The sequence below is a fragment of the Burkholderia sp. Se-20373 genome (assembly GCF_017104705.1).
GTDB lineage: Bacteria > Pseudomonadota > Gammaproteobacteria > Burkholderiales > Burkholderiaceae > Burkholderia.
This window is the reverse complement of record NZ_JAAGPH010000002.1, coordinates 23,597-48,643: the sequence shown is the minus strand read 5'-3', so window position 1 is coordinate 48,643 and position 25,047 is coordinate 23,597. Positions and strand designations below refer to the sequence as shown.

The following is a 25,047-nucleotide window of genomic DNA, read 5'->3' as shown; positions in this document are numbered from 1 at the left end:
TTTCGTCGCCAGACAGTCCAACATCGCGTCCTCGAGTTTCACAGCCCCTTGCCTATCCATTTTGGCGACCGCGTCGGCACCCATGAGTGGCTGGCACATGGAGTGAGCAGATTCGCGTCGGCGAGTCACGGTGGTACGTGTATCGCATCCCTCCACGAACGTCCTTGACAGAATCGCACCGTTTGCGCTGTATTTTCCGCGCGACGCCGAAGGGTAAGCCGTTCGCCTGGCAACTCGCATCTGTGTGACGGCCGATGCAACGCCAAACGAAGCGCGACGACCACCACCGCTGAACACCCTCACTCCCCCGTCTCGCGCCGGATCTTCGCCTGGCGGCGATTACGGTCGTTCAGTATCTGGTGCCGGCGATGGTCGGTCATCTTCTTCCAGTCGCGCGCCTCGTCGCGCGTCCTCAAGCAGCCCGTGCAGAATCCGGTGCGGCCATCGAACGCGCACAGCTCGATACACGGCGATTTCACGGCCACGGTCAGGCCGCCTTCGCAGGCGTCATCACTTCGACGGTCACGTGAGACACGCCGTCGAAACCTTCGACCAGTGCATGGTAAAAGCGTGCGTCGCGCGCCGCATCGGCGGTCTCGACCGACACGATCGCGCTCATATGGCCGGGGCCGACACGCCACACGTGAAGATCGTTGACCTTGTCGCCGAGCGCCTCGATCGCATGACGTACGCGCTCCGCCAGCTTGCGATCGACATTGACGTCGAGCAGGATGCCGCCCGTATCGCGCATCAGCCCGTACGACCAGTTCGCGATGACGAGTGCGCCGACGATGCCCGCGACGGGGTCCATCCAGACCCAGCCGAACGCGCGTGCGAGCAGCAGGCCGACGATGGCCAGCACCGACACCGCCGCATCGGCGATCACATGGACGTAGGCCGACCGGATGTTGTGGTCGCGATGGGCGGCCGCGTGCGAACCGTGATCGTGATGCGCGTGGTGGTCATCGTCGTGATCATGGTCGCGGTGATGACCATGTCCGTGGCCATGCGCATGGTGATGGTCGCCGCTCAGCAACCACACGCTGGCGAGGTTCACCGCGAGCCCCAGCACGGCAATCGGAATCGCTTCACCGAAGTGAATGGGAACGGGCGCCAGCAACCGCGCAACCGCCTCGTAGCCGATCAGGATCGCGATCATCGCGAGCACGATCGCACTCGTGAACCCGGCCAGGTCGCCCAGCTTGCCGGTGCCGAACACGAAGCGCGGATCGTCGGCATGCCTGCGCGCATAGGTATAGGCCAGCGCGGCGATCAGCATCGCGCCTGCGTGGGTCGACATGTGCAGCCCGTCGGCGACGAGCGCCAGCGACCCGAACAGCGTGCCGCCGACGATCTCGGCCACCATCATCGCCGCGCACAGGCCGATCACCATCCACGTCCGCCGCTCGTTCCGCTCGTGCGCGGCGCCCAGGAAGATATGATCGTGCCCCGCGCCGAACGCATCATTCGTGAAATTGCTCATGCTCCACCCCGATCACTTGAAATAGCTGTGCACCACGTCGATCAGCTGCTCGGTCGCGCTGCCTTCGTGCTCATCCGGCCCATGTGCATCGACCATGTGCTCGCGAATGTGGTCTTCCAGCACGACGGCCAGCAGCCCGTTCATCGCGCCGCGACAGCTCGTGATCAATTGCAGCACCTCGTTGCAGCCGCGCTCGTCCCCGAGCGCGCGCTCGATCGCCTCGACCTGGCCCTTGATACGGCGCACGCGGTTCAGCAGCTTCTGTTTTTCACGAACGGTATGACTCATCGATAACGGACTCCTGCATAGGGAGGGGGAGTATATCTCCGCAAGGCTAGCCCTATAGGGGAGAGGGGTATATTTTTTTGAGATGAAGGCTTGCCGAAAGCAATCCGCTCGACTAGACTGCCCTTCGTCTTTGGGGAGTAGCCTGCTTTCCGTCCCCGGAAAGCGAACGCGTCAACACACTCGGCCTGCAGCCGTGGCGCGTTCAGCCTGATTGGCCTGGCGAGACCATGGGCGCATCGCGTCGTTCCTGGTCGGACGTCGGCGGATGCGCCATGGTTTGTCAGCGTCCGACCACGGAGTCCCCATGTTCCCCACCGCCCTCTCCCCACGTTTCGCCGCCGTCCGCGCGCATGCCTGCGGAGGTGCCGCATGACTTTCATGTTTGTCGAACTGGCGTTCATGCTGGTCGTCATCCTCATCGCCGCCGAGGTCTTCACCAACGCGCTCGAACATCTCGGCGAGCGCCTGAAGATTTCCGAAGGCGTCACCGGTTCGCTGTTCGCGGCCGTCGGCACCGCGTTGCCCGAAACGATGGTGCCGCTGCTCGCGCTCGCCGGCGGCACCGCGAACCAGGCCGTGAACGAGGAGATCGGCGTCGGCGCGATTCTCGGCGCGCCGCTGATGCTCGCGACGCTCACCACCTTCCTGATGACGCTGGCCGTGATCCGCTCGCGCGGGCTGCGCGGCACGATCGCGCCCGAACGCACGGGCTTCGTGCGCGACATGAACTACTTCCTCGCCGCGTTTTCGCTGGCCACCGCCGCGATGTTCGTCCCGCATCACAACGGGGCCGTGCGTGCGTTGCTCGCGGCGATGCTGGTGGGCATCTACGTGATGTATGTCGTGATGACGTTCCGCGCGTCGAACCAGCTCGTCGATGCCGGGCACGGCACCGAGGCGCCGCACACGATGTTCCTGTCGCGCCTGGGTATGCCGACCAACCTCGCGACGATCGCGCTGCAGCTGCTCCTCGGCGTTGCGCTGCTGGTCGGCGGGGCGAAGGGCTTCATTCACGGCGTGGAAGGCGTGTCGCACGCGCTGGGCATATCGGCGCTGCTGCTGTCGCTGATCATCGTGCCGATCGCGACGGAACTGCCGGAGAAGGTCAACAGCGTGCTGTGGATCCGCCGCAGGAAGGACACGCTCGCGTTCGGCAACATCACCGGCGCGATGGTGTTCCAGGGCACGCTGCTGCCAGCGATCGGCATCATGCTGACGCCGTGGGAGCCGCGCCCCGAGGTGCTGACCGGCGTGATCATCACGCTCGCGGCGGCGGCGTGGCTGCGCGTCAATGCGCGCACGCGCGGGCTCGCGATCTGGGCGTTGCTCGCGAACGGCGCGGGGTATGCGGGGTATCTGTTCCTGACGCTGGCGCGCTGATCCTGCTCAACGGACGCGCCGCGCACGATCCTGCTGCCCGGCGCGAACGACGCATCGTCGCGGCGCCCGCCCGCGAGCGATTCAGATGCGCGCCTGGTTCACACGCTGCGACAGTTGCTCCGCGCTTTCCTTGCGCTCGCTGTACCGGTCAGTCAGGTACGCGCCGACGTCGCGCGTCAGCAGCGTGAATTTGACCAGTTCCTCCATGACGTCGACGACCCGGTCGAAATACGCGGACGGCTTCATCCGGTCGTCGTCGCCGAATTCCATGAACGCCTTCGCGACGGACGACTGGTTCGGGATGGTCAGCATGCGCATCCAGCGTCCGAGCACGCGCATCTGGTTGACCGCATTGAACGACTGCGACCCGCCGCTGACCTGCATGACCGCCAGCGTCTTGCCTTGCGTCGGCCGCACTGCGCCGACCGACAACGGAATCCAGTCGATCTGCGCTTTCATCACGCCGGTCATCGCGCCGTGCCGCTCGGGGGAGCACCACACCATGCCCTCCGACCATTGCACGAGCTCGCGCAACTCGGCCACCTTCGGGTGGTCGTCGGGCGCATCGTCAGGCAGCGGCAAGCCGGCCGGATTGAAGATCCTGGCTTCGGCGCCCATCGCCGTCAGCAACCGCGCCGCCTCCTCGACCAGCAACCGGCTGAACGAGCGCGTGCGCAATGACCCGTAGAGCAACACGATCCGAGGCGGATGCGTCGACGGCCGTGCGGGTTGCAGCCGGCTCGCGTCCGGCACGCGAAACAGCGTGGCATCGAGTTGCGGCAGATCGTTCAGTCGGTCAGACACGCTTGCCCTCCGCGTCGATCACGATTTCGCCGTCCTCCTTCGCAAACGGCCCCTTCTGCGGATCGGGCAGGATGTCGAGCACCTGCTCGGACGGACGGCACAGCCGCGTGCCGAGCGGCGTCACGACGATCGGGCGATTGATCAGGATCGGGTGAGCGGCCATGAAGCCGATCAGGTCGTCGTCGCTCCACTTCGGATTGTCGAGATCGAGCGCTTCATACGGTGTCCCCTTGCGCCGCAGCACGTCGCGCACGGGCACGCCCATCGCCGCGATCAGCGCGCGCAGCGCTGCCTGGCTCGGCGGCGCTTCGAGGTAAAGCACGACGCGCGGCTCGACGCCCGAGTTGCGAATCATCGCCAGCGTGTTGCGCGACGTGCCGCAATCGGGGTTGTGATAAATCGTGATGTCGGTCATTTCCGGATTCCTGAATGGTTTCACGCGCACTCGTACCAGCCCTTCGAACGATTGACGACACGCACGACGAGCAGCATCACCGGCACTTCGATGAGCACGCCGACGACGGTCGCGAGCGCCGCACCGGAATGGAAGCCGAACAGGCTGATCGCGGCGGCCACGGCCAGCTCGAAGAAATTGGACGCACCGATCAACGCCGACGGACACGCGATGCTGTGTTTCTCGCCGACGAGACGATTGAGCCCGTAGGCGAGCGCCGCATTGAAGAACACCTGGATCAGGATCGGCACCGCGAGCAGCGCGATCACCAGCGGCTGCTTCAGGATCGCCTCGCCCTGGAACGCGAACAGCAGCACCAGCGTGGCCAGCAGCGCGGCGATGGACCACGGGCCGATCTTCGCCATCGCGCGGTCGAATGCCGCCGGCCCCTTCGCGAGCAACAGCCTGCGCCACACTTGCGCGAGGATCACCGGGATGACGATGTAGAGCACGACCGACGTGAGCAGCGTCGCCCACGGCACCGTGATCGCGGACATCCCCAGCAACAGGCCGACCAGCGGCGCGAACGCGATCACCATGATGCTGTCGTTCAGCGCGACCTGCGACAGCGTGAACAACGGATCGCCGCCCGTCAGCCGGCTCCACACGAACACCATCGCCGTGCACGGCGCGGCGGCCAGCAGGATCAGGCCGGCGATATAGCTGTCGATCTGGTCGGCGGGCAGCATCGGCGCGAATAGCTGCCGGATGAACAGCCAGCCGAGCAATGCCATCGAAAACGGCTTGACGAGCCAGTTCACGACGAGCGTGACGCCGATCCCCCGCACATGCTGCCGAACCTCATGCAACGCGCCGAAATCGACCTTGACCAGCATCGGCACGATCATCACCCAGATCAACAGCCCGACGGGCAGGTTGACCTGCGCGTATTCCATGCGGCCGATGTGCTGAAAGAGCCCGGGCAGCGCCTGGCCCAGCGCGATGCCGAGCACGATGCACAGCGCCACCCACACGCTCAGGTAGCGCTCGAAGAAGCCGATGGCGGGCTGCGCCGTCACGGCTTGCGGTTGTGCAACGTCCGAGCCGGTCATGCGTCGCCTCCACAGCAATCGGGCGCCGTCGGCACGCCACAGGCAGCACCGGCGCAGCAGTTCTCGGTCAGGAACCCGATGAGCCCGCTCATCGATTCGAAATTCGCCGCGTAATAGATGAACCGGCCGTCCTGGCGCGCGGTGACCAGGTCGGCGTGCGACAGATCCTTCAGATGGAACGACAGGCTCGATGGCGACAGCCCGATCTGCTGGGCGATCGCGCCAGCCGGCAGCCCTTCGGGCCCGGCCACGACCAGCGCGCGAAAGATGGCGAGGCGCGCTTCATGAGCAAGCGCGCCCAGCGCGCGCACGACGAGATTGGAGTCCATGACGCGCAGGATAGCGCCATCATTTCGATATTTCAAGTATTGTTGAAATAATGATACCGATCCCGTACGTGGCCGCTCCCCAACCCTTCGCGCACCGTCGAACCCGGCCGCACGCGCGGCTTCCGGCCCGACACGCATGGCGCCGGTGCAGCCGCCCGCCCCACGGACGGGCGACGCACCGGCATGCGCTCGGGTCAGGACGCCTTCACCAGCTTGACGATCGTCAGCGTGCCGTCGACCTTCTCGATCCGCACCTTGACCTTGTCGCCCGCATGGGCGTGCTCGAGCATCGCCGCGTCCTTCGCCTTGAACGCCATCGTCATCGGCGGCATCCCGACGTTCTCGAGCGCGCCGTGCTTCAGCGTGATCTTGCCGGTCGCGGCATCGACCTTCTTCACTTCGGCGTCGGTCAGCGCGGCATTCGACTCGGCCATGCCGCCCGACGACATCTTCATGCCGGACATGTCCATGCCGGCCATGTCGCCGGCTGCAAAGGCGGGGGTGACGAGCGTGCCGGCAGCAAGCATGGCGGCGGCGGCAACGGTGACGGTAATCAACTTCTTCATCGGGATTCTCCGGTTGGGATGGATGGCACGTTCGTGCCGTGAGGAACTGCTTCGGAATGCCACGCATGGCCCGCGCTTCGCGCACGACGGCGCTGCAGCAGGAGCCAGGCGGCGGGAATGACGAACATCGACAGCAGCGGCGCGGTGACCATGCCGCCGACCATCGGCGCGGCGATGCGCTGCATGACTTCGGAACCGGCGCCGTGCCCGACCATGATCGGCACGAGGCCGGCGAGCACGACGGCCACCGTCATCGCCTTGGGCCGCACGCGCAGCACCGCGCCTTCGCGGATCGCGTCGAGCAGCAGCGCATCGGTCAACGGTTCGCCGGCATCGAGCCGGCGCTGCAGCGCCCCCTTCAGGTACAGCAGCATCACGACGCCGAATTCGGCGGCCACGCCCGCGAGCGCGATGAAGCCCACCGACGTCGCGACCGACACCGCGTGGCCGAGCGCCCACACGAGCCAGAAGCCGCCGACCAGCGCGAACGGCACCGTCGACATCAGCAGCAGCGCATCGGCCGCCGAGCCAAACGTGAGGAACAGCAGCACGAAGATCACCACGAGCGTCACCGGCACGACGGTGCGCAGCTTGGCCGCCGCGCGTTCGAGATACTCGAACTGCCCCGACCACGCGATCGAATAGCCGGGCGGCAGCGCGACCTGCTGTGCGACGGCCTGCTGCATCGTGCGCACTGCGGTGCTCAGGTCGACGCCGCGGAGATCGACGTACACGTAGCCGGACAGTCGCGCGTTCTCGCTGCGGATCATCGGCGGGCCGTCGGCAATCGCGATGCGTGCGACGTCGCCCAGGCGGATCTGCGCGCCGCGCGCGGTGACGACCGGAAGCTGCCGCAGGTTCTCGACCGAATCGCGCACCTCGCGCGGGTAGCGGAGGTTGATCGGGAAGCGCTCGCGCCCCGCGATCACTTCGCCGACGTCGTCACCGCCGACCGCCGTCGACACGACCGACTGGATGTCGGCCACCGACAGCCCGTAGCGCGCGGCGGCGAGCCGGTCGATGTCGACGTCGATGTAGCGGCCGCCGTTCAGCCGTTCCGCGAGCGCGGACGTCACACCCGGCACGGGCTTCACCGCGGCCTCGACCTGCTTCGCGATCGCGTCGATGCCGGCCAGCTCCGGCCCGGAAATCTTCACGCCGACCGGCGTCTTGATCCCGGTGGACAGCATGTCGAGCCGGTTGCGGATCGGCGGCACCCACACGTTCGACAGGCCCGGCACCTTCACCGTGCGATCGAGTTCGTCGACGAGCTTCTCCGGCGTCATGCCGGGCCGCCAAGCGCTACGCGGCTTGAACCGGATCGTCGTCTCGAACATCTCGAGCGGCGCGGGATCGGTCGCGGTATCGGCGCGGCCCGATTTGCCGAACACCGTGTCGACCTCGGGCACGGTCTTGATCAGCCGGTCGGTCTGCTGCAGCAGCTCGCTCGCCTTGTCGGCGGAGATGCCGGGCAGCGCGGTCGGCATGTACAGCAGATCGCCTTCGTCGAGCGGCGGCATGAATTCGCCGCCGAGCCGCGATAGCGGCACGGCCGTCAGCACCAGCGCGACGACCGCGATGCCGATCGCGACCCACGGGCGCCGGAGCGTCGCTTCGAGCAGCGGACGGTACGCGCGAATCAGCACGCGGTTGATCGGGTTCGCGTGCTCGTGCGGAATGCGGCCGCGCACGAGATAGCCCATCAGCACCGGCACCAGCGTCACCGACAGGCCGGCGGCGGCGGCGATCGTGTACGTCTTCGTGAACGCGAGCGGCGCGAACAGCTTGCCTTCCTGCCCTTCAAGCGAAAACACCGGGATGAACGACAGCGTGATGATCAGCAGCGAGAAGAACAGCGCGGGCCCGACTTCCGCGGCCGACGTCGCGACGAGTTCCCAGCGTCGCGCGGCCGTGATCGGCTCGCCAGGATGCGCGTGGTCGTACGCTTCGAGATGCTTGTGCGCGTTCTCGATCATCACGATCGCCGCGTCGATCATCGCGCCGATCGCGATCGCGATCCCGCCGAGCGACATCAGGTTCGCGTTCACGCCCTGGTAGCGCATCACGATGAACGCGGCCAGCACGCCGAGCGGCAGCGCCAGGATCGCGACGAACGCACTGCGCAGGTGGAACAGGAACACCGCGCAGACGAGCCCGACGATCACGAACTCCTCGATCAGCTTGTCCTTCAGGTTGCCCACCGCGCGCTCGATCAACTGCGAGCGATCGTAGGTCGTGACGATCTCGACGCCGGGCGGCAGCGAACGCTTCAGGTCGGCGAGCTTCGCCTTCACCGCGTCGATCGTGGTCAGCGCGTTCTTGCCCGAACGCATCACGACGACGCCGCCCGTCACCTCGCCCTGCCCGTTCAGCTCGGCGATCCCGCGTCGCATCGCCGGGCCGACCTGGATGCGCGCGACGTCGCCGAGCAGCACCGGCGTGCCGGCGTCGTTCGTGCGCAGCACCACGTGCCGGAAATCGTCGAGCGTACGCAGGTAGCCGGTCGAGCGCACCATGTACTCCGATTCCGCCAGCTCGACGACCGAGCCGCCGGACGCCTGGTTCGCGCTGCCGAGCGCGCTCGCGACTTCCGCCTGCGTGATGCCGTACGCGCGCAGCTTGTCGGGGTCGAGCACGACCTGGTACTGCTGCACCATGCCGCCGATGCTCGCGACTTCCGACACATCGGGCACTGCCTTCAGCTCGAACTTCAGGAACCAGTCGTTGAGCGCGCGCAGTTGCCCGAGATCGTGGCGGCCGGTGCGATCGACGAGCGCGTACTCGTAGACCCAGCCGACGCCGGTCGCATCCGGCCCGAGCGAAACCGTCGCGCCGGCAGGCAGACGGCTCTGCACCTGGCTCAGGTATTCGAGCACGCGCGAACGTGCCCAGTACGGATCGGTGCGGTCGTCGAACAGCACGTAGACGAACGCGTCGCCGAACGACGAATATGCGCGGACGGTTTTCGCGCCGGGCACGCCGAGCAGCGTGGTCGTCAACGGGTAAGTCACCTGATCCTCGACGATCTGCGGCGCCTTGCCCGGATACGACGCCTTCACGATCACCTGCGTGTCCGACAGGTCGGGCAATGCATCGAGCGGTGTCTGCCGCAGCGAATGAACGCCCCATGCGGCGATCAGCACGGTGGCGAGCAGCACGAGGAAGCGGTTGTGGACGGACCAGTGAATGATGCGCGCGATCATCGTTCGCCTCCCTGCGGTTCGACCTTCGTCAGCCGGTAACCGTCGTCGCCTGGCGTGAACGCGAAGCGCACCGTCTGGCCCGGCTTCACGTCCGGGAACGCGGTGGCCGACGGCTTGCCGAACGCCATCGTCATCGCGCCCCAGCCGAGCGCCGGAACGGGTTGATGCGAGAACGTGATGTCGTCGGCCGTGACCTGTTCGACCTTGCCGGTGGTTTCGTAGACGGGTGCCGCCGCGATCGGCGTCGCCGCAGCCCCGCTTGCGCCGGCGCCGCTTTCCAGCCGCGGCAGCACGCTTTTCAGGCTCGCCTCGGAATCGATCAGGAACTGCCCCGATGCGACGACCGTGTCGCCTTCGTTCAGCCCGCCGAGCACTTCGGTGTCGCCGCCGACGTCGTTGCCCGTCGTCACCGTCACCGGCTGGAGCCGGCCATCGCCGTTCTTCACGATGACGATCGAGCGCTTGCCGGTCGCGATCACCGCCTCGGACGGCACCAGCAGGCGCGATACGGTCTGCCGCGCGGCGACCTGCACGCGCATCAGCATGCCGGGCGTGAGCGTCAGCGCGGCGTTGTCGATCTCCACGCGCGCCTGCAGCGTGCGGCTGCTCGTGCTGATGCCGGGCAGCACTTCGCGAATGCGTCCGGTGAAGTGCCGCGCCGGGTCGCCCGCGAACGTCGCGTCGACCGCCATCCCCGGCTGCACGTTCAGTGCGAGCGCTTCCGGCACCTCGACGATGAGCCACAGCGTCGACAGCCCGGCGATCTTCGCGAGCGTCTGACCGGGCGCGACCATCGCGCCGTCCCGCACGTTCAGCTCGCTGACGACGCCGGTTTCCGGTGCGGTCAGCACGACATGCGTCTGTGCGCGGCCGGTGCGATCGAGGCTAGCAATCATGCCGTCGGGAATCGACAGCGCCCGCATCCGTGCACGCGATGCATCGAGCAGGCTGGCGTCCATCCCGCCGCGCTTGAGCGCGAGGTATTCCTCCTGCGGCGCGAGCCAGTCGGGCACGAACAGCGACGCCACCGGCGCGCCCTTCGCGATGCGCTGCATCGGTGCGCGCGCATAGAGACGGTCGATGTAGCCGGTCACGCGCGACTGGACGACGTCCGCGCGCGATTCGTCGAACTGCGTGGTGCCCACCGCATCGAATCCGGCCGCCGTCTGCTGCCGGCGCACGGTCGCATAGCGGATGCCGAGGTTCTGCTGCAGGCCGGGATCGATCCGGATGCCGGACGCGCCGCCGCCTTCGTCCGCGTAGACGGGCTGCAGCTGCATGTCCATGAACGGCGATTTGCCCGGTTTGTCGAAGTGCTGGTTCGGCACCATCGGGTCGTGCCAGTACAGCACCTGGCGTCCGCTCGTCGAACCGGGCTGGCCGGTCGAGGCCGACGCGGCGGCGTCAGTCGCGGCACTTGCCGCATGGCGTGCGCCCACGAAATAGCCCGTGCCGAGCAGCGCGGCGCCGGCGAACGCCAGCACGGCCGCGCGGGCCCATGTTTGCTTCGTCATGTCGTTCTCCTTTATTGCGCGGCGGCCAGCGTCGACGGCACGACCTGGTATTCGAGCTGTGCCCAGACCTGCGACACCTCGCGCCGGAGATCGAGCACCTGCAATTGCGCCTCCAGTTGCGCGCGGCGCGCGGCGAACGTATCGGCGAGCGAGCCGGTGCCGGCACGGTAGGCCGCGTTCGCCAGTTGCACGCGTTGGTCGGCGGCGGGCAGCAATGCGTCGCCGAGATTCGCGATGCGCGCACGACCGCTCGCGAGCGTCGCGGACTGCGTGCGGATGTCGGCCTGCACCTGGCGCAGCGTGTCCTCGTACATCAGGCGCGCCTTCGTCGCGAGCGCGGCCTTTTCGGCGACGTCGCGGTTCTGGCGGTTCTTGCGATTGAGCGGCAGCGGGATCGTCACGCCGACGGACACCATGTTCGAATACGCGCCGCCACGCTGCTGGTACGCGACTTCCCACGTCCAGTTCGGGCTGCGTTCGCTGTTCGCGACGGCCGTATCGGCTTCGGCCACCGCGATATCGTCGGCGGCCGTGATCAGCGCCGGTTGCGACAGCCGCAACTCGTCCGGTGGCAGCGACGACACGAACGACTCCGGCGCGGGCGGCGTGCCCGCAACGTCGTCGACCGGCACGGCGGTCCAGCGCGACAGCGCGATGAGCGCGGTCTGGTAGACCTGCTGCGCTTTCAGCAGTTGATCCTGCGTCTGCGCGAGCATGGCCCGCGCCTGGACGACGTCGGCCGCACTCGCCTTCGCGCCGCGATACGACGCCTTCGTCGCTTCAAGCTCGTGGTTCATGTGATCGAGCAGCGCCTGCTGGAGCGCGAGCGCCTGCTTCGCGTAGACGGCGTTCAGCCAGGCCGTCGCGGTTTGCTGGCGCACGCTCGCGAGCTGCGCGAGATAGCCGGCGCGCTCGCGCCCGACCTGCTCGTTGGCGAGCGCCGAGCGCAGGCGCCGCTTGTCGCCGGACACCCACTCCTGCTCGATGCCGATGCGGCGCATCGTCATGAAGTCCTGGCCGACGGTGAAGCGCTGGCCGCCATTGACCGGCAGGTTGTCGATGCCGGCCTTGAGCATCGGGTCGGGCAGCTGGCCGGCTTTCACGGCCGCCTCCGCGCTCGCACGCACCGACGCCTGCGCGGCCTGCATCGAAGCGGAATGATTGGTGGCGGACTGCAGCGCGGCATCCAGCGTGACAGGCGATGGCTGCGCGTGAACGGCGCCCGCCACCAGCAGCGCCGCCCATAGCATGGGCGCGCGCCGACGTGCACGCCGCGCAAGCGGCGTGCCGGGATGGAATGACATGGTTGAACCCCAACGGCGGAACCCCATAGGGATTCCACGTCCTGATACAGGACGAACCTCACCGCGAATGCGGCGAACCTATCGGATCGGGATCAGTTGAGGCGTGGAGGGCGCCACAATCCGTTCGGATCGCGGACCGGGAGGATTTGCGCGTAATGGAACGCGACGGTGCTGGCGTAGGCAGCGGGACGACTGACTTCGGCGCGAGCGGCCGGATGATAGAGACTGCCGAACTGGCATTGCGCCGTCAGCTTGCAGGACATGCCCTTCGCTTTCGCGTGTGACTTGTCAGTGGGCGACGACTGCATCGAATCGCAGCCCGGCATGTCGGCGGACATGCCGGCGTCCGTGTCCATCGACATCGACATGCCCTGCTGCATCATCGGACATTCCCCGGCCAGCCCGCTGGCTGCCAGCCCGCTGATGGGCAGCACCGCGCAAAGCAGCAGCAGGATGACGGTCCGGAGGAATTTCATGGCGGGGATTATAGCGCGGGGTTTTGCTGTGCGGCGTGGCGTGGCGTCGATACGGTGAAACGACGCGCCGACTCCACCACGGCCACGGCCGCAACACGCTACCGCGCCAGCCCGTCGGCCTCCAGCGCCGCCTGCACCGCCGGCCGCGCCCGCACCCGCTCGTACCATGCACGCAGATGCGCATAGCCGGTCAGGTCGATATCCGCGTGGTACACCGACCGCATCCACTCGGCCTTGCCCCACCCCGTCAGCGCGAACAGGTATGCATCGGCGACCGTGAACGTGTCGCCCATCAGGAACGTATTGCCGTCGAGCTCGCGATCGATCCACGCAAAACGGCTGTCGAGCTTCGTTCTCGCCGGGTCGACGTATTTGCCCGCCTGCACCGCGTACAGCAGCGGAATGAAGCCCTTGTGGATTTCCGCCGTGAGAAAGTTCAGCCACTCCATCAGCCGATAGCGTGCGAGCGTGCCGTAGGCGGGCGCGAGCGCCGCCTGCGGACACAGATCCGCGAGATACTGCGCGATCACCGGCCCTTCGCGCAGCAACGTACCGTCGTCGAGTTCGAGCAGCGGCACGTAGCCGAGTTCGGTCACGTCGTAGTAATTGCGCCCGTCTTCAATGACATGCTTGCGCGCGTCGACCTTGATGACTTCCGCGTCGATGCCGCCTTCGTGCAGCACGATGCAGATGGCCTGGGAACAGCTTCCGGGAGCGTGATAGAGCTTCATGCGTGTCCTTCGTGGGTTGTCCATGTATCGATTCGCCGCGACGCGGGCGCTAATATCTCGCATCGGCGCAAGGCTGAGAAGACGGCAGTCGTTTGTGCCGTAGTCACAAAAAATTTACCGACCAGGATTCGGCGCGATGAAAACGAGTGCGACAGGATGTTCCGTTGAAGAAGCGATGCGCCTGCTCGGCGGCCGCTGGCGGCTGCTGCTGGTGTCGTATCTGCTCGACGGGCCGCGGCGCTGCAGCGACCTGCGGCGCGACATGCCCGGCATCTCGCAACGGATGCTGACGCTCGACCTGCGCGCGCTGGAAGACGCCGGGCTCGTGCGTCGGACCGTCTATCCGGAAGTGCCGGTGCGGGTCGAGTACGATCTGACCGCCGACGGCGACCGGCTGCGGCCCGTCGTTGAAGTCATGCGCGAATTCGGCCTGTGGCTGAAGGCGCGCGATGCCGATGCGTCGTGCGATATCGGCGTCGCGCCCGATGCGGCAGCCGCCATCGAAACAGCACACCATTCCACCCGATAACCCCGACTCCCCTACGCAGGAACCCACACTCATGGAACTTCACGCCACCATCGGCGCGGCGACGTCCGATCTCGACGACGACGAAAGCTTCGCCAACATCTACTGTCACGACGCCGAGCAGGATTATTGCTTCGCGCTGTCGCGCTTTCCGGACGACGCGCTGATCGAGGTGATGGTGCGCGACCAGGTCAACGCGCGCGTCAAGGATCTGTCGGTGCGCCTGACGGACGACACGATCGACGTCGAGATCGAACCCGCCCTCGCCGCGCGGCTCGACGGCCAGACGCGCTACGTGATCCATCTCGCGCCCGGCCAATACGACCCGGTCACGCTGCGCGCCGCGCTGAAGGAGATCTTCGGCGGCAAGAACGGTTTTCAGGACGACAGCACGCGCGGCTAGGCAGTCGCCAGCCGGTTCTTCCTCGACTTTCGCTCTTACGCCTGCTCATGACGTGCTCTCCGTTTCCCCGCCTCGCCGCGACCACGCTGCTGCTCGCCGCCTGCGCATCGCTCGCGCCTGCCGCGCACGCAGCCAAGCCGCTGCTCACGTTCAAGGTCGACGACACCGTCACGGCTCGCGTCGAACGCGCGGACAGCGCGCACATCACCGTGCGCTTCCTGCCGAGCGGCAAGACACAAACGCTGGACGTCACCGCCAGCGACGAGGAAGGCCACTATCACCTCTCGTCGGACGACTACAACTTCGACGGCCACCGCGATCTCGCCATGCACGCGACGCTCGGCATGGTCAACGACAGCTACGGGATCTACCTGTACGACGCCGCACGCCAGCAGTTCGAGCTGCTGCACATGCCGGCGGGCAACCTGCCGCATGGCAACTGCGACGACCTGATCAACGTGGTCGCGAAGCCGAAAGAACGCACGCTGTACAGCGCGTGCCGCGGCGGCCCGATCTGGTACACCGACGCGTACCGCTTCGACGCGAGCGGCAAGCTGTATCTGTACCAGTCCAGCGAAGCGATACCGGACGACCTGCGCGACCTGCTCGACACCGATTCCGGCCCGTCGTCGATGCTGCTGACCTACGACGCGCAAGGCAAGCGCGTGTCGCGCCGCCCCGACGCGTACGGCGGCGGCACCGTCACGTTCAAGGTGCGTCCGGCGCGCCTGCCGCTGCACGATGCAATGAACGACGACCCGACGCGCCGCTACGTCGTCGCGGGCGACACGGTCGAGCTGATCGACGCGAGTGCCGATTTCCAGTGGCTGAAGGTGCGGTATCGCAACCCGCACGCCGGTGCGGTGCAGGGCTGGGTCAGCGCGAAGGAAGCGATGGCCAACTGATGCAGGCGGCGGCGCGACCGCCGCCTTTTCCCAGATATTGAGCGCGCTACGTCCCATTAATAGGGATACCTGCTCAAATGTTGACGCACTTCCCGCCACGGCTCTAACGTTCGCCCCAACGCCATTCGATTCGGCCGCCCCGCTCGCGGGTGACGGCCTGGCACAGAACACAGGAGACAACCGTGGCTCATTCCGCGTCGCGCACCCACGCCAATCCGCCGGAACAGTTGCCCGCACATGCCGGCATCGCATCCGATCCTGCCGCCCGTGCAGCCGCGGCGCAGACAACGGCGCCCAGCCGCAAGCGGCTGCTGATCCTCGCATTGCTGTTCGTCACCGTCGTGATCAACTATCTCGACCGCAGCAACCTGTCGATCGCCGCGCCCGCGCTGTTCAAGGAACTCAACATCGATCCGGTGCGCGCGGGCCTCGTGTTCTCCGCGTTCGGCTGGACCTACGCGCTGATGCAGATCCCGGGCGGCTGGCTCGTCGACAAGGTGTCGCCGCGCGTGCTGTATGCGGGTGCACTCGCGCTGTGGTCGGCCGCGACGCTGCTGCTCGGTTTCGCGGGCTCGTTCGTCGGACTGATCGTGCTGCGCCTCGCGGTCGGCGCGCTCGAAGCGCCTGCCTATCCGATCAACAACCGCGTCGTGACGACCTGGTTCCCGACCCGCGAACGCGCGAGCGCGATCGGCGGCTACACGTCGGGCCAGTTCGTCGGCCTCGCGTTTCTCACGCCGGTGCTCGCATGGCTGCAGGTGCATCTCGGCTGGCACATGGTGTTCGTCGCGACCGGCCTCGCCGGCATCGTCTGGGCCGCGATCTGGTATGCGGTGTATCGCGAGCCGCGCGCGTTTCGCGGCGTCAACGCGGCCGAGATCACGCTGATCCGCGACGGCGGCGGCCTCGTCGATCTCGAGGACCGCGTCGCGGCGCGCACCGAACGCGCACCGTCGACGTGGCGCGACCTCGGCGTCGTGCTCGGCCGGCGCAAGCTGTGGGGCATCTATCTCGGCCAGTTCGCGCTCAACTCGACGCTGTGGTTCTTCCTCACGTGGTTCCCCACCTACCTCGTCAAGTACCGGGGGATGGACTTCATCAAGTCCGGCTTCCTCGCGTCGCTGCCGTTCCTCGCCGCGTTCGTCGGCGTGCTGTGCTCGGGCGTGCTGTCGGACTGGCTGATGCGCCGCGGCGCGTCGCAGGGCTTCGCGCGCAAGCTGCCGATCATCTCCGGGCTGCTGATCTCGACCTGCATCATCGGCGCGAACTACGTGACGTCAACCGGCTGGGTGATCGCGTTCATGACGATCGCGTTTTTCGGCAACGGCTTCGCGTCGATCACGTGGTCGCTCGTCTCGGGGCTCGCGCCCGCGCGGCTGATCGGCCTCACGGGCGGCGTGTTCAACCTGATCGGCAATCTTTCAGCGATCGCGACGCCGATCGTGATCGGGCTGCTCGTGAACGGCGCGGACTTCTCGCACGCAATCACCTATATCGCCGCGATGGCGCTCGCCGGCAGCCTGTCGTATGGGCTGCTGGTCGGCAAGGTCGAGCGCATCGACGCATAAGCGTCGGCAACGCACGGGCGGCCCGCGCGTGCCGCCCGGCTCTACCGCTACCGCTGACCACGCGTCGTGCGTCGTGCATCACGTCAGAACCGCCGAGCCCCATCCCGCGCGAGGTCGTGCGGATTGCCCGCCACGTAGTCGAGCGCGCACGTATCGGTATCGATGCCGACGGTCAGCAGCGTTTCCCAGCGCTCGGTGTCGGGCATCGACAGGTCCGGATGAAAACACACGACGGCCTGGTCGCCGGCCGCCCCGCACATCGCCGCCGCGCGCTCGCGTACGTCGGCGCTCGTCATCCCGCTCACGACGTCGTTCAGGTGCGCGAAGCGCTCGCGCGTGGTCGAGCTGTCGGGCATGCACTCGCCGCCGCTCAGCGCGCGATCGAGGAAGTGGTTCGTGTGCAGCAGCCAGCCGTCCGGACGCGGCACCACCACACCCACGCCTGACGGGCTCAACTCGATGCTCGCCGCGCGCGGGTTCGCGTCGTGCCGCGTGAACACGGTCAGCACCGTCGACGCGCTCACGCGTGCGGTGCGCGCGATGTCGATCGCCTCCTGCACCGTCGTCGCGTCTTCGAGCAGGCGCCGCGCGATCGCGTGCACGGGCACGCCGGCGCTGTCGTTGTCGCTCGCGTGATGCAGGATGTTGAAGTGCAGCCCGAGGCCCGCACTGTTCACGCCGAGCTTCGCCAGCATCCCGAATTCGGAGAACAGCTTGACGGTGCGGCCGTGCGGCGTCGCGATCTGCATCAGCAGCCCCTGCGGCGCGAGGCTGTCGTGCCAGTCCCACGTCTGCAGCGTGCGCGGTGCTTGCGGGCCGGCCGGGGCGTATACGGTCGTCGAGCACTCGCCTTCGGCCGATGCGGGTGCGGTGGCGAGAATCTCGGTGCGTGCGTTCAGGCACGCGAGCTGCCAGCGCGGCAGGTCGACGCCGTCGGCGATCGCCTCGACTTCGGCGGCGAGGCGCGGGCACCACGCGCCGAGCGCGGCAAGGCTCGCTTCGCCGATCTCCCGTGCGCGCTGCGGCGCGATGCCGAGCTTCGGGAAGAACGCGAGATACAGCGCGACCGTCTCGCGGATCGCCGGCGCGAAGCGCTCGCCGATCAGGCGGCCGCGCTCGCGCGGATCGGTGATGTCGGTCACGAAGGTGTGCAGCTTCAAGGTCAAATCTCCTGGGTTGAATGCGTTCCGGGCCTGCGCGGCCCGGAACGTGATGCATCGCGCAGCCGCCCGACCGGCACGCACGCCGGCCGGAACGGCGAGCACGGTCAGAATGGTCAGAACGAATAGATGAACTGCATCCCGGCCAGGTCGTTGCTGCGCGCATACGTGCCGTTGCTCTTCAGGAACACCGGGTGGTTCGCCGCGTCGCGGCGGTATTCGAGCTTCACCGTGATCTGCTGCGTCGGATAGAACAGCAGGTCGGCCGTGATCGCATAACGCTGCGCGCCCTTGCACTCGGTGCCGTTCGTCGACGAGCCCTGGAAGCACGCCGGATCGATGCCGAAGCCGCTCGAGCCGTTCACCGACGGATTGCCGCCCGCGAGCCCGTACTGGATGTTGGTGCCGCCGCCGCCGTTCGACGTGTTGTTCAGGTAGTCGAAGCGCAGTGTCGCGCCCATGCGGCCGACCCACGACGTCGTCCACTTCGTATGGCCGAGCAGCGACATCCCGTACCAGCGCGCGGTGCCGCCGTTCCACGCGCCCTTCTGCAGCTCGCCGTAGTCCGCCTGCGCGTTGACCTGCGTCTTGTCGTGCGTATAGGTCACGTCGGCTTCCACGTACTTGTAGAGGCCGGTCGGCGAAGAGCCATTGCACTGGTAGCCGTAGCCGCCCGCCTGCGCGCACGGCGAGAACAGCGACTGCCGGCCGAGCATCCCGGAAATGCCGAAGTCGAAGGCGGTCGACGTCGCGTTGTCGAAGCGCGCGGTGATCGTCGGCGTCCAGTTGGTCTTCGTCGTGTTGTTCGCTGCGTTCGCGATCGCGCCCGCCGTGCGCAGCACCTCGTTGCCGATCACGACCTGCCAGAAGCGCGTCATCGCCGCGTTGGAGCCCTTCAGCCCGACGCCGATCAGGTTGCCCGGCTCGCTGAAGTCGTACAGCAGCCCGTGCGTGAGCGTCAGCATCTGCGTCGACGGCTGCACCTCGTAGCCGGCGAGGCTCGGCATCATCCCGATCTCGAAGGTACGCGTCGTGCTGAGCGGCACGGTGACCACCGCCTGCGTGATGATGTTGTTGCCGACGCCGCCGTGCGCGTTGCTGAACACGTTGCCGAAGCCGCGGTTAGGCTGGATCACGATTTCCGCCGCCGGCGCCATCGGGCCGACGCCGAAGGTCTTCTTGATGTCGAGGTAGACGTCGCCGATCGTGCTGTTGAAGTAGTCGTACGCGCCCGGGTCGTGGTTCAGGAACTGGAAGCCGGACGTGCGCTGCGCGCGGTTGAACAGGTACACGGGATCGACGTAGCCGGTGATGCTCAGGCCCGCGAGCGGGCCGGTGGTCGCCGCTTCCTGCAGCGAGTCGACCTTCAGCGACGCGTTCGCGATCTGCTCGCGCATCTGCTGCAGGTCGTCGTTCGTGAATGCCGGCGCCGCATCGGCGGCTGGTGCAGCGGCCGCCGACGTGTTGATCGAGCCGATCTGCGTGCCGCCCGAGGCGGCATTGGCCGTCGTTGCCGCGCCGGCCGGCTTCGCCGCCAGCATGCTCGCGCGCAGCGCGTTCACCTGCTGCTGCAGCGCGGTGACCTGCGCCTGCAGCGCCTTCATCCGGCTCGCGTCGGTCGCCTGCGGCGTGTGCGCGAATGCCGAGGCGGCTTCGAACGCCAGCAGGCACAGCGCCGTCATGTGTGTGATTTTCATGGTGTGGGTGGTCGTCGGGACGCGCGCGCCCCCGCCCGCCGCGATGAGCGGCGGGGCGCGCGAAAGGTGTGCGGGAGTGGGGAGAAGCGGCGGCCGGCTTACTCGGTCTTCAGCTTCGTCCAGAGACGGTTCTGCAGACGCATCAGCTCAGGCGGAACCGGCTTGCTGAGGCTCAGCTTGCGGATCACGTCGGCGGGCGGGAACACGGCCGGATCGCTCGTCACGTCGGCGCGCACCAGGTGCTTCGACGACGGCACGGCCGACGGATACGACGTGTCGTTGGTCAGGTTCGCACTCTCCTTCTCCGACAGCACGAAGTTGACGAACTTCAGCGCGGCGTCCGGATGCGGCGCATCCTTCGGCACCGCCATCATGTCGAACCACATCGCGCTGCCCTCGGTCGGGATCACGTACTTGATGTGATACGGCTTCTTCGCGGAAGCGGCCGCGATCCGCGCGGCGTTCACGTCGCCCGACCAGCCGAGCGCGACGCAGATGTCGCCGCCCGCGAGGTCGTTGATGTAGCTGCTCGAACTGAACTGCGTGATGTACGGCCGCACCGTCTTCAGCAGCTCGTATGCGGCCTGGTAGTCGGCCGGGTTCGTCGTGTTCGGATCCTTCTTCAGGTAGACGAACGCCATCCCGAACGCATCGACCGGCGAATCGAGCACCGAAATGCCGCAGTGCTTCAGCTTCTGCGCGTACTTCGGGTCGAACAGCAGCGCCCAGCTGTCGAGCGGCGCGTCGTTGCCGAGCGCGGCCTTCACCTTCTCGACGTTCATCCCGAGCCCGTCGGTGCCCCATGTCCACGGAATGCCGAACTGGTTGCCCGGATCGTCCTTCGCGAGCACCTTCATGATGTCCGGATCGAGCAGCCCGTAGTTCGGCACCTGGCTCTTGTCGATCTTGCGGTAGAGGCCGGCCTGCAGCTGCCGCGCCCAGAAGATGTCGGACGGCACCACGACGTCGTAGCCCGACGTGCCCGACAGCAGCTTCGCCTGCAGCGTCTCGTTCGAATCGAACTCCTGATAGACGACCTTGATGCCGGTCGCCTTCTCGAAGTTCGCGATCGTCGCCTTGCCGATCGAGTTGCCCCAGTTGTACACGTTGACGACGTCCGCCGCATGCGCCGCCGGCACGCCGGCCCACAGCGCGCCGCCCAGCGCGAGCGCCGCGCATGCCGTTTTCAGATGCTTGCTCCAATCCCCTGCCATGGTTTCCTCCGTCGATATCATGATCCGCTCGCGATGAACGGTGTGTGCTTCGGTCCGGAAAAATGTAGCCAGAGGAAATTGGCCGGTCTGCCCTGCCGTTAGGGGGACACGCCGCACAATCGGGGCATCCGGTTCCGGGCGGATGCCCCGATCGGCACAACACGGAAGCGAATTGAAAGCTTCCTTCGCCGCGTCGTCACGCCAATCAAAAACCGCAAACCGATCAGGATGCCTGCACGCCCGTGCGCATGCCGAAATCCTCGCCCACGTGCGTGACACGGCCGTCCATCATCGTCAGCGCGACGTCGATGCGGCCGATGTCGTACTGGCCGACCTCGAACAGGTCGTGCTCCAGCACGACGAGATCCGCGCGCTTGCCGGGCGTGAGCGAGCCGACCTCGTGCTCCATCCCGAGCTGGTACGCGCCGTGGATCGTGTACGCGGCGATCAGCTGCGGAATGCTCAGGCGCTCGGCGAGGTCCGGGAACACCGGCGCATCGGGCTCGCCCGCGAGCTGGCGCGTATGGCCAGACTCGATGTGCTCGAGCGGCTTGTGCTGGCAGCGGCACTGGCACGCGAGGCCGTCCATGCCGATCGACACCGTCACGCCTTCGTCGAGGAACGTGCGGAACTTGTACATGTTGCTCCAGCGCTCATGGCCGTAGTGGTCGTGCAGCTGCTCGGTGTACGCGTCGACCACGCCCCACTGCAGCTGCGTGTTCGCCATCACGCCCGCGCGGCGGAAGCGCGGGATGTCGTCCGGATGCGTGAGGAACGCATGCGTGATCACGTGGCGGCGGTCGCGCGGCGGGTTCGTGCGGTTGACCGCGTCGAAGCCGTCGAGCGCCATCCGCACGGCCGCGTCGCCGACGCAATGCACCATCACGTTCGCGTTCACGCGATCGGCTTCGACCAGGTAGTGGTTGAACGTGTCGGCCGGCATCGTCGGCGCACCGCAGGTGTCGGGGCGGTCCGCGTACGGCTCGAGCAGGTACGCGGTGTGGTTCGCTTCCGTGCCGTCGAGGAACAGCTTCAATGCGCGCGCCTTCACGAGCGGCGAATCGTACTGCTCGCGGTATTTGACGAGCGTGCCGACCGGATCGTCGATCTCGCCGATCACCGCGACGCTGCCCACCACACGCAGCTTCAGGTCGCCCGCGCGCTCCATCGTCTGCAGCGTCTCGTACAGCAGCGACTGGTCGCCGCTCGGATCGAAGAAGCCCGCGTCGAACACGGTCGTCACGCCGGCCGCGCACAGCTTCTTCTGCCACGGCGGGATCGACTTCAGGTACAGGTCGATGCCGGTCGGCAGCAGGCCGGCCGCGCTGATCCGTTGCATCAGCAACGAATACGCGGCGCCGTCGACGATCAGGCCGGTCGGCTCGCCCGTCACGGCATCCTTCTCGAACCAGCTCGCGCCTTCCTGCACCGGCGGCGTCGACGCGTCGATCCCGGCGATTTCCAGCGCCTTCGAGTTCACCCACATCGAATGGAAATCGGTCGACAGCAGGCACACGGGGCGATCCGCACAGATCGCGTCGAGCGTCTCCTTGCGCAGCAGCGCCGGCGGAATCGTCGCCTGCACCCAGCCCATCCCGGTGATCGCCGGCTCGTCCGGATGCGACTCGACGTACGCGCGCAGCGCGGCGAGCACCTGCTGCGGATTCTCGTGGTTCACGAACGCCTGGAACGCGAACGCGGTCGTCTCGAAGTGCCAGTGCGATTCGACGAAGCCCGGCAGCACGAGCCGGCCGGCCGCGTCGACGACCTTCGTATCCGCGCCGACGTACGCCTGCACGGCCGCCGTGTCGCCGACGTGGACGATCCTGCCGTCGCGCACGGCGACCGCCTGTGCCCACGGCTTGTGCGGATCGACGGTGTAGACCTTCGCGTTGGTGAGAACGAAATCCGCCGGTGCCGAATCCTTGACGGCGGCGGGCGTCGGTTGCATCTGCATGGCCTGTCCTTTCTGTTGATCAGGTTTTCGAAGTGCTTTCACTATAGGCAGACGATTCACGGCGGTATGCCCCCCCGCCGCCGGGGCTTGGACGAATTCCGGCCGCCGCGCGCACGGTCTTGTCATCGTTTTGGGGACAACGCACGAAATGGGTCGGGTTGATTCGGTGAATTCCCGGCTGACGCGCGGTTATCGTTCGCGTAACGTCGTGCTGTCCCCTGACCGCCCACGCCCGACCATGCGACTTCTCCAGCCCGACCCGGCCGCCCGCGGCCACTACCTGATCGGTGTGCGCCCCGATACGCTCGGCGCGACGTTGCGCGCGGTCGGCACGCCGGATTTCGTCGGCGCGGTCACGGAGTTCGTCAACGACAGCATCGACGCCGACGCCGTGCACCTCGAACGCTGGCGCGCCGATACGGGCAGCACGTCGGGCTTCGTCGTCGAATGGCTCGGCAGCGGCAGCCTGCGCTTCGCGGCCGACACGCTGCGCGTGATGGATGTCTACTACCAGGACTACTGCCAGGCCGATCCGCTGGTCGCGCCGCTGCGCGGCCAGGCCGGCACGCTGCTGGTGCAGCGCCACGTGGAAGGGATCGCGCACGGCGAGTTCCGCCGGCGGATCTTCGATGAGCCGGGCATCGAGCAGGAATGCATGCTCGTGCACGGCAACGCGCACCTGCAATACGCACTCGGGCTGGCGCGCACCGTCGGGCGGCCCGCGTTCACGATGGACGAGCTGTTCCACTTCCGGCAGATGGTCGACCTGCTGTTCCCGATGTTCGAGCTGCATGCGCGCAGCTGCGCGGCGCGGCGCGTGGCGTCGGGGGCGGTGAATACCGCGTCGCAGGCGGGCTTCGACGCGCGCCTGGAACGGCAGGACGTGCAGTTGTCGCGCCGCGAGCACGAGATCTGCCGGCTGATGCTGTGCGGGCGCTCGGTGCCCGAGGCCGCGCAGCAGCTCGACGTGAAGCTGTCGACGGCCGAGTCGTACGTGAAGCGCGCGTTCGCGAAGCTCGGCGTGCGCACGCGCCGCGAGCTGTTCGACTGGGTGCTGGTGGACTGCTGAACGCGCGGCGTGCGTGGCCCTAAGCGGCCAGCGCGGCCGCCTTGATGTTGAACGCGCGCAGCAGGTCCTCGCAGAACGCGTCGACGATCGGCTTGTCGCTTGCGCTGCGCTTCATCGCGAGATGCAGCGGCACGTCGAAGCTGAACGTCGTGCGGCCCACCGCCTTCACGAGCCCGCGCTGCTCGAACGGCTCCGCATAATGCGCGGGCAGATAGCCGAGATGGCCGCCCGACAGGATCAGGATCGTCGCGGCCTCGATGCTGTCCGCGCTCGCGGTCACGCGCCGCTCGGGCAGCGGATACTGCTCCTCCGGCACCGGATAGGTGCGCCAGACCCAGTCGTGAAGCTGCAGGTCGTCCGCGGTCGCCGGCCGCGACGCATGGAACAGCGGATGCCCGCGCCCGCAGTAGATCACCTGCTGCTCGGTGAACAGCGGCGTATAGAGCAGCCCCGGCACGCGATGCCAGAAATAGCCGATCGCGAGATCGAGCTGGTTGTTGACGAGGCTTTCCTCCAGCTCCTGCGGCGACGCGACCTTCATCGCGAACGTGACCGCCTGGTCGCGCTTGCGGAATGCGCCGATCGCATCGGCCACGCGTGCGTTCTCGACGAGCGGCGCCTGGCCGATCAGCCCGATCGACAGCGTGCCGACCAGCTTGCGGTCGATGTCGCGCACCCGCGCGACGAATTCGGAGGTGGCCGCGACGAGCGTGCGCGCGGTGGCCGCGAAGCGTTCGCCCTTCGACGTCAGGCGAAAGCCGCCGCGCCCGCGATCGCACAGCTTGAAGCCGACGCGCGCTTCGAGCGCCGACAGCTGCGTGCTGATGGTCGACTGCCGCACGCCGAGCGACGCCTCGGCGGCCGTGATGCCGCGTGCGTCGACGACGGCCAGAAAGACCCGGATGAGCCGGAGATCGAGATCGGAAGTATTCGAGAACATGCTTCAAGCCGCTGCGCGTGTGCG

Annotated in this window: 24 protein-coding genes and 1 riboswitch; of the genes, 6 read left to right on the top strand and 18 right to left on the bottom strand. The window is 67.2% G+C overall.

The window, feature by feature from the left end:
- Window positions 1–299 precede the first annotated feature (299 nt).
- From G3N96_RS00995 to G3N96_RS00985, 3 genes are read right to left on the bottom strand one after another with little or no spacing between them, the layout of a single operon-like run.
- Window positions 300–485, bottom strand: a complete 186-nt coding sequence (locus G3N96_RS00995; protein ID WP_206135911.1) for a DUF1289 domain-containing protein — start codon at window positions 483–485, stop codon at window positions 300–302.
- A 2-nt stretch (window positions 486–487) separates the two neighbouring features.
- The gene (gene dmeF / locus G3N96_RS00990; RefSeq protein WP_206135910.1) at window positions 488–1,483 is read right to left on the bottom strand and encodes a CDF family Co(II)/Ni(II) efflux transporter DmeF; all 996 of its coding nucleotides are present in this window, start codon (window positions 1,481–1,483) and stop codon (window positions 488–490) included.
- Between the two features lie 12 nt (window positions 1,484–1,495).
- Window positions 1,496–1,771, bottom strand: coding sequence for a metal/formaldehyde-sensitive transcriptional repressor (locus G3N96_RS00985; protein WP_089428418.1), 276 nt, complete (start codon window positions 1,769–1,771; stop codon window positions 1,496–1,498).
- 120 nt (window positions 1,772–1,891) lie between these two features.
- Window positions 1,892–2,066, top strand: a riboswitch (yybP-ykoY riboswitch).
- 74 nt (window positions 2,067–2,140) lie between these two features.
- Here G3N96_RS00985 and G3N96_RS00980 point away from each other — a divergent pair.
- Complete coding sequence (locus tag G3N96_RS00980; protein WP_124581499.1) at window positions 2,141–3,151, top strand: sodium:calcium antiporter; 1,011 nt, start codon at window positions 2,141–2,143, stop codon at window positions 3,149–3,151.
- An 81-nt stretch (window positions 3,152–3,232) separates the two neighbouring features.
- Here the strand turns inward: G3N96_RS00980 and arsH are convergent, their stop codons facing one another.
- From arsH to gstA, 10 genes are all read right to left on the bottom strand, one after another.
- Entirely contained in the window at window positions 3,233–3,955 is a 723-nt protein-coding gene (gene arsH / locus G3N96_RS00975) for an arsenical resistance protein ArsH (RefSeq protein WP_206135909.1), read from the bottom strand.
- Window positions 3,948–4,370: an arsenate reductase (glutaredoxin) gene (gene arsC / locus G3N96_RS00970; RefSeq protein ID WP_206135908.1), complete on the bottom strand. Its 423-nt coding sequence runs from the start codon at window positions 4,368–4,370 to the stop codon at window positions 3,948–3,950. Before arsC ends, arsH begins: the two co-directional genes overlap by 8 nt.
- Before the next feature lie 20 nt (window positions 4,371–4,390).
- Window positions 4,391–5,461 (bottom strand): ACR3 family arsenite efflux transporter, encoded by a 1,071-nt coding sequence (gene arsB / locus G3N96_RS00965; protein ID WP_089486606.1) that lies wholly within the window; start codon window positions 5,459–5,461, stop codon window positions 4,391–4,393.
- On the bottom strand, window positions 5,458–5,790 hold the full coding sequence (locus G3N96_RS00960; RefSeq protein ID WP_206135907.1) for a metalloregulator ArsR/SmtB family transcription factor: 333 nt from the start codon (window positions 5,788–5,790) through the stop codon (window positions 5,458–5,460). The genes arsB and G3N96_RS00960 overlap by 4 nt, the downstream gene beginning before the upstream one ends.
- Before the next feature lie 194 nt (window positions 5,791–5,984).
- Window positions 5,985–6,317 (bottom strand): copper-binding protein, encoded by a 333-nt coding sequence (locus tag G3N96_RS00955; protein ID WP_241022409.1) that lies wholly within the window; start codon window positions 6,315–6,317, stop codon window positions 5,985–5,987.
- A gap of 35 nt (window positions 6,318–6,352) precedes the next feature.
- On the bottom strand, window positions 6,353–9,559 hold the full coding sequence (locus G3N96_RS00950) for an efflux RND transporter permease subunit (RefSeq protein ID WP_206135905.1): 3,207 nt from the start codon (window positions 9,557–9,559) through the stop codon (window positions 6,353–6,355).
- Window positions 9,556–11,073, bottom strand: coding sequence for an efflux RND transporter periplasmic adaptor subunit (locus tag G3N96_RS00945; protein ID WP_206135904.1), 1,518 nt, complete (start codon window positions 11,071–11,073; stop codon window positions 9,556–9,558). Before G3N96_RS00945 ends, G3N96_RS00950 begins: the two co-directional genes overlap by 4 nt.
- 11 nt (window positions 11,074–11,084) lie before the next feature.
- Window positions 11,085–12,377, bottom strand: a complete 1,293-nt coding sequence (locus G3N96_RS00940; protein ID WP_206135903.1) for a TolC family protein — start codon at window positions 12,375–12,377, stop codon at window positions 11,085–11,087.
- Window positions 12,378–12,469: 92 nt separating this feature from the next.
- A complete protein-coding gene (locus G3N96_RS00935) occupies window positions 12,470–12,853 on the bottom strand; it encodes a hypothetical protein (RefSeq protein ID WP_124581481.1) in 384 nt (127 codons plus the stop codon).
- Window positions 12,854–12,951: 98 nt separating this feature from the next.
- Window positions 12,952–13,584, bottom strand: coding sequence for a glutathione transferase GstA (gstA, locus tag G3N96_RS00930; RefSeq protein ID WP_206135902.1), 633 nt, complete (start codon window positions 13,582–13,584; stop codon window positions 12,952–12,954).
- Between the two features lie 136 nt (window positions 13,585–13,720).
- Here gstA and G3N96_RS00925 point away from each other — a divergent pair, with 136 nt between their 5' ends.
- From G3N96_RS00925 to G3N96_RS00910, 4 genes are all read left to right on the top strand, one after another.
- Window positions 13,721–14,113 (top strand): helix-turn-helix domain-containing protein, encoded by a 393-nt coding sequence (locus tag G3N96_RS00925; RefSeq protein WP_206135901.1) that lies wholly within the window; start codon window positions 13,721–13,723, stop codon window positions 14,111–14,113.
- Between the two features lie 31 nt (window positions 14,114–14,144).
- Entirely contained in the window at window positions 14,145–14,513 is a 369-nt protein-coding gene (locus G3N96_RS00920) for a hypothetical protein (RefSeq protein WP_206135900.1), read from the top strand.
- 47 nt (window positions 14,514–14,560) lie between these two features.
- Complete coding sequence (locus G3N96_RS00915) at window positions 14,561–15,418, top strand: hypothetical protein (RefSeq protein ID WP_206135899.1); 858 nt, start codon at window positions 14,561–14,563, stop codon at window positions 15,416–15,418.
- 182 nt (window positions 15,419–15,600) lie between these two features.
- Window positions 15,601–16,986: an MFS transporter gene (locus G3N96_RS00910; protein WP_206135898.1), complete on the top strand. Its 1,386-nt coding sequence runs from the start codon at window positions 15,601–15,603 to the stop codon at window positions 16,984–16,986.
- A gap of 83 nt (window positions 16,987–17,069) precedes the next feature.
- Here the strand turns inward: G3N96_RS00910 and G3N96_RS00905 are convergent, their stop codons facing one another.
- From G3N96_RS00905 to G3N96_RS00890, 4 genes are all read right to left on the bottom strand, one after another.
- Window positions 17,070–18,146, bottom strand: coding sequence for a C45 family peptidase (locus G3N96_RS00905; protein ID WP_206135897.1), 1,077 nt, complete (start codon window positions 18,144–18,146; stop codon window positions 17,070–17,072).
- 116 nt (window positions 18,147–18,262) lie between these two features.
- Entirely contained in the window at window positions 18,263–19,843 is a 1,581-nt protein-coding gene (locus G3N96_RS00900; protein WP_206135896.1) for a DUF3138 family protein, read from the bottom strand.
- A gap of 98 nt (window positions 19,844–19,941) precedes the next feature.
- Window positions 19,942–21,057 (bottom strand): polyamine ABC transporter substrate-binding protein, encoded by a 1,116-nt coding sequence (locus tag G3N96_RS00895; RefSeq protein ID WP_124581471.1) that lies wholly within the window; start codon window positions 21,055–21,057, stop codon window positions 19,942–19,944.
- 223 nt (window positions 21,058–21,280) lie between these two features.
- Window positions 21,281–23,014 (bottom strand): amidohydrolase, encoded by a 1,734-nt coding sequence (locus G3N96_RS00890; RefSeq protein WP_206135895.1) that lies wholly within the window; start codon window positions 23,012–23,014, stop codon window positions 21,281–21,283.
- Between the two features lie 238 nt (window positions 23,015–23,252).
- Here G3N96_RS00890 and G3N96_RS00885 point away from each other — a divergent pair, with 238 nt between their 5' ends.
- Window positions 23,253–24,083 (top strand): helix-turn-helix transcriptional regulator, encoded by an 831-nt coding sequence (locus tag G3N96_RS00885; RefSeq protein WP_206135894.1) that lies wholly within the window; start codon window positions 23,253–23,255, stop codon window positions 24,081–24,083.
- 19 nt (window positions 24,084–24,102) lie between these two features.
- Here the strand turns inward: G3N96_RS00885 and G3N96_RS00880 are convergent, their stop codons facing one another.
- Window positions 24,103–25,023, bottom strand: a complete 921-nt coding sequence (locus tag G3N96_RS00880; RefSeq protein ID WP_124581464.1) for a LysR family transcriptional regulator — start codon at window positions 25,021–25,023, stop codon at window positions 24,103–24,105.
- Between the last annotated feature and the right edge of the window lie 24 nt (window positions 25,024–25,047).

What these genes read in the sequence shown, in the direction of transcription:
- dmeF (WP_206135910.1), bottom strand. Translation starts at nt 1,483, where the DNA reads ATGAGCAATTTCACGAATGATGCGTTCGGCGCGGGGCACGATCATATC.
- G3N96_RS00985 (WP_089428418.1), bottom strand. Translation starts at nt 1,771, where the DNA reads ATGAGTCATACCGTTCGTGAAAAACAGAAGCTGCTGAACCGCGTGCGC.
- G3N96_RS00980 (WP_124581499.1), top strand. Translation starts at nt 2,141, where the DNA reads ATGACTTTCATGTTTGTCGAACTGGCGTTCATGCTGGTCGTCATCCTC.
- arsC (WP_206135908.1), bottom strand. Translation starts at nt 4,370, where the DNA reads ATGACCGACATCACGATTTATCACAACCCCGATTGCGGCACGTCGCGC.
- arsB (WP_089486606.1), bottom strand. Translation starts at nt 5,461, where the DNA reads ATGACCGGCTCGGACGTTGCACAACCGCAAGCCGTGACGGCGCAGCCC.
- G3N96_RS00960 (WP_206135907.1), bottom strand. Translation starts at nt 5,790, where the DNA reads ATGGACTCCAATCTCGTCGTGCGCGCGCTGGGCGCGCTTGCTCATGAA.
- G3N96_RS00955 (WP_241022409.1), bottom strand. Translation starts at nt 6,317, where the DNA reads ATGCTTGCTGCCGGCACGCTCGTCACCCCCGCCTTTGCAGCCGGCGAC.
- G3N96_RS00950 (WP_206135905.1), bottom strand. Translation starts at nt 9,559, where the DNA reads ATGATCGCGCGCATCATTCACTGGTCCGTCCACAACCGCTTCCTCGTG.
- G3N96_RS00945 (WP_206135904.1), bottom strand. Translation starts at nt 11,073, where the DNA reads ATGACGAAGCAAACATGGGCCCGCGCGGCCGTGCTGGCGTTCGCCGGC.
- G3N96_RS00940 (WP_206135903.1), bottom strand. Translation starts at nt 12,377, where the DNA reads ATGTCATTCCATCCCGGCACGCCGCTTGCGCGGCGTGCACGTCGGCGC.
- G3N96_RS00935 (WP_124581481.1), bottom strand. Translation starts at nt 12,853, where the DNA reads ATGAAATTCCTCCGGACCGTCATCCTGCTGCTGCTTTGCGCGGTGCTG.
- gstA (WP_206135902.1), bottom strand. Translation starts at nt 13,584, where the DNA reads ATGAAGCTCTATCACGCTCCCGGAAGCTGTTCCCAGGCCATCTGCATC.
- G3N96_RS00925 (WP_206135901.1), top strand. Translation starts at nt 13,721, where the DNA reads ATGAAAACGAGTGCGACAGGATGTTCCGTTGAAGAAGCGATGCGCCTG.
- G3N96_RS00920 (WP_206135900.1), top strand. Translation starts at nt 14,145, where the DNA reads ATGGAACTTCACGCCACCATCGGCGCGGCGACGTCCGATCTCGACGAC.
- G3N96_RS00915 (WP_206135899.1), top strand. Translation starts at nt 14,561, where the DNA reads ATGACGTGCTCTCCGTTTCCCCGCCTCGCCGCGACCACGCTGCTGCTC.
- G3N96_RS00900 (WP_206135896.1), bottom strand. Translation starts at nt 19,843, where the DNA reads ATGAAAATCACACACATGACGGCGCTGTGCCTGCTGGCGTTCGAAGCC.
- G3N96_RS00895 (WP_124581471.1), bottom strand. Translation starts at nt 21,057, where the DNA reads ATGGCAGGGGATTGGAGCAAGCATCTGAAAACGGCATGCGCGGCGCTC.
- G3N96_RS00890 (WP_206135895.1), bottom strand. Translation starts at nt 23,014, where the DNA reads ATGCAGATGCAACCGACGCCCGCCGCCGTCAAGGATTCGGCACCGGCG.
- G3N96_RS00885 (WP_206135894.1), top strand. Translation starts at nt 23,253, where the DNA reads ATGCGACTTCTCCAGCCCGACCCGGCCGCCCGCGGCCACTACCTGATC.
- G3N96_RS00880 (WP_124581464.1), bottom strand. Translation starts at nt 25,023, where the DNA reads ATGTTCTCGAATACTTCCGATCTCGATCTCCGGCTCATCCGGGTCTTT.